Raw genomic sequence first — 1455 nt, 5'->3', positions numbered from 1 at the left:
CAATGCCACTCACTTAGCGACCGGGCGGCTGCGGGCGTAGTTGCTCATCTTCAGCTTCACCGCGCGCGGGTAGCTTCGTTCGCGCCGTGGTGGCAGAACGAATCGAGCGACTGCGGCCCGCAGCTCGCGGAGGTGCCGAGGGATCGCGCCCGGGCTGGTGACCGCGGCCCACGCCCATTCGTCCCGGATTAGGCGCAGCGCCATGATGAAGCTGATCCGGGTCGGTGGAACGTGGGCCTCTTCCGCGATTCGGAGTATCTCCAACCGGACGAGGTTGTAGGCGATCCCGAGTCCCCAGAGTTCCTGGGCGACGCCGCGCGGCTTTCGGCTGCGCAGCGCTTCCTGTCGCTCAAGCATCTCCGTCTTCACCTCGTCGTACCCGAGCTCGATCTCCCATCGCTCGTGGTACAGCGCCACGATCTCCTTCGCCGGGAAGCGCTTCGGGTCGCGCAGCGACGTGAGGAGCGTCTGTGGCCGGAAACCGGGCCGTTCGTACCGGATGGCCCGCATCTCCCAGCGGCGCGGCAGCCCCGGGGTCTTCTCGCGCGTCGAGCGAGCCGGCTCCATGACGACGAGCTCGTCGCCGGGGCCGAGCTTCTCGACCGTGCGCCACCGCAGGTTCGCCCGGGCGCGGATTAGCCAGTGGCGGTCCACGCCGTGCTCGTCGATGGGGTACAACGCGGAGTAGTCGAAGAAATTTCGGTCGACGATGACGAGCGCCTTGTCGGGCACCTGCGACCACAGCCCTTTCGCGTACGTCACTTCGCCGATCGTGTAGGGTCCGAATCGCACCGCGGCGAGCTGGTGTGTCCGCAGCGCCATCAGCGTGACGACGCGCACGAGCGGATACCCGCTCGTCCCACGCCCCATCCCCGCGTCCTGTGAGCCGAAGTGCTCACGGTTCTCGGGCGAGTCGGGGACGCGCGTCGTGGTGCCGTCCACGCCGTACACGGCGAGCCCGCGCCACGCATGTGCTCGCGCCCCCTCGTGCGCCCACTTCTCCGCGGTGCGCTCGAAAAGCCACCGCATCGGCTCGTCGCCGAGACGGTCCCGCGCCTGCGCCACCGCGCTCGGTGCTGGCGTCGGCCCGCGGCGGCCCGGCAATGCGAGGTCGAGCGAGGCGACGATCTCGTCGATGCGCCGGTTCCGGTACAGCGCCATTCCCAGCACGAGCCAGATCACCTGCTCCGCTGGGAGTCGGCGCTTGCGCAGCGTCCCAGTCCCGGTCGCTTCCAGCGCTTCATCGACCCAATCCGGATCGATGCTGCCCTGTAGTCGGTCGAACGCGCCCTCATCGAGGCTCGGCGCTGCGACGACTCGCTCCGCAAGCTTGGGTCGGGACACGCGGGATCGCCTCCTGGCGATCCCGCATGATGATCCCCTGGCCGGCCGCTACAAGCCCGGCCGGAAATCCCCATTCAGTCCCATCGCTTGGCCGCTAACCGATCGGCATTG

General features: G+C 68.7%; 1 protein-coding gene. It reads right to left on the bottom strand.

The window, feature by feature from the left end; genetic code table 11:
• Positions 1-9: 9 nt before the first annotated feature.
• Positions 10-1344 (bottom strand): IS4 family transposase, encoded by a 1335-nt coding sequence (locus MNY60_RS23505; protein ID WP_242362078.1) that lies wholly within the window; start codon positions 1342-1344, stop codon positions 10-12.
• Positions 1345-1455: the final 111 nt, after the last annotated feature.

It is taken from the genome of Anaeromyxobacter sp. SG17 (assembly GCF_022690695.1).
Classification (GTDB): Bacteria; Myxococcota; Myxococcia; order Myxococcales; family Anaeromyxobacteraceae; genus Anaeromyxobacter; species Anaeromyxobacter soli.
This window is presented reverse-complemented; position numbering and strand designations above follow the sequence as displayed.